This window comes from Chitinophaga sp., assembly GCF_035564935.1.
Lineage (GTDB): Bacteria > Bacteroidota > Bacteroidia > Chitinophagales > Chitinophagaceae > Chitinophaga.
Genome location: NZ_DATMTE010000814.1, coordinates 1 through 1,618, shown reverse-complemented (window position 1 = coordinate 1,618; position 1,618 = coordinate 1). Strand labels below are relative to the sequence as shown.

General features: G+C 43.3%; 1 protein-coding gene. It reads right to left on the bottom strand.

Going from position 1 to position 1,618, the window contains the following annotated elements:
• Positions 1-63: 63 nt before the first annotated feature.
• Complete coding sequence (locus VN105_RS21300) at positions 64-1,323, bottom strand: DUF3472 domain-containing protein (RefSeq protein WP_325643982.1); 1,260 nt, start codon at positions 1,321-1,323, stop codon at positions 64-66.
• Positions 1,324-1,618: the final 295 nt, after the last annotated feature.

The following is a 1,618-nucleotide window of genomic DNA, read 5'->3' as shown; positions in this document are numbered from 1 at the left end:
GTAACAACGCCGGGCAATGGGTATTGATGTAGGATATGGTAAGTAATATATTTTTACAGATTATCAGAACTTCGGTAACTCAATAATAGGAGGCGTACCGGTTGCGGGGCGCTCAAACAGATCTCCATATTTTGCATTGGCTGGTTTGAAGCCACTGTTCCATAGATAGAACCACCCGTTTTCGGAACCGCCGCCAAAGTCAAGCCTGTCTTTTGCCTTAGCTGTGGCATCATTTGAGAACCGGGCCTTTGTAAGTTCTATCCATTCACCGGTGTTGGTTTTTATCCAGTGGTTACCGAAATATCCCTTGCGGCCAAGATGACCGTTTTCAAAGGAGAAATTTTCCAGGAAGGAATAGAGATGGCCCATGTACTTACCGTCTTTTGGCGCTCTGAAGCTGGCAATCAATTTCCACTCCCTGTGTTCCGGCACGTAAAAATAGGCCGTATAAGTAGTGGTATTTCCTGTTGGCACACTGTGCATCAGGAAACGGTAGGTATCCCCTGCTTTCCAGTTATATACCCAGTGGCTATGTCCTCCTGTTCCTTCTCCTCCAAACCCGCTGGCTTCTACGCTATCACCTTTTGCGAGCATCACTACCTGGTCTTCATACCTTACCTTGCTCCGCTCCTGCGGCTCCCCTCCTGCATCCCAAACTGAAAAGATAATTCTTCTTTCTGTGGGCGAATTAACCTGCATCCCAAAATAACCTCTGTGGAATCCGCAAGACATGAAATAAGTACCCAGTTTATCTTCTCCCACGGGATCTTTAATTTCTCCATAAAACCATTCTACATTTTTACCTTCGGGAACGGGATAGTTTAAATGTACAGAAGCTGCACGGCGCCAGGGTTTCGCGTTGTATTGAATGTCTTTCACAGCGGTGCCGGAAAGGACAACGCTTTTTACATCTGCATATATATTTCCTTTCTTCTCCACTCCTTTCAGCGATACGCAATAGAAGCCTGCTTTTTTAACGGATGTTTGCAGCACAGGAATATTTACAAAATCATTATTGGAAGGAATGCTAACTATTTTTTGAGATCCGTTTACAGTTACCAGCACTTTGCTTTCAGCATCTGCCCTGGCTTGTAAAGACACTTTAAGTGAGCCGGGATTAGCCACATGGAAATAGAAGTTAACGCTGTTACGATTGTCTGTCCAGTGAACAACGCCGCGGTGTTCATTGATTTCTACATGTTCTTCTACCGGATCGGCATAGGCGGCGAAGCCGGGAAGCTCTGCCACAGGAGCTTGGGCGGATGCATTGTGTACAGCAAAGGCAATAGCCAGTGTTGCTGCCAGGAGTGTTTTCTTGTTCATTGTTCTTAATTGTATAGCAACAAATAAAGCAGCATCTGCTACCAAATACAATTAAGTAATAAAAAAATTACAAACGGATGAGAATCCTGTTTTCATCCCTGATAGGCAACGGTATGTGCATTAAATTATACAAGTACAAACGTACTGATGTTATGTAAAAGGCGGCTTGCACAAGGGAATACAAAGGGAATTGTTTTTGAGGCGAAAAATATATCGCAGTATTTATCTGCCGGAGGCAGAATATTCAAAAATTATTTAAAACATTATTTTATGGAAAACCAGTTAAAAGATAAGA

Bases quoted from the DNA above. Each gene is read 5' to 3' on its own strand.
- VN105_RS21300 (WP_325643982.1), bottom strand. From the start codon at position 1,323: ATGAACAAGAAAACACTCCTGGCAGCAACACTGGCTATTGCCTTTGCT.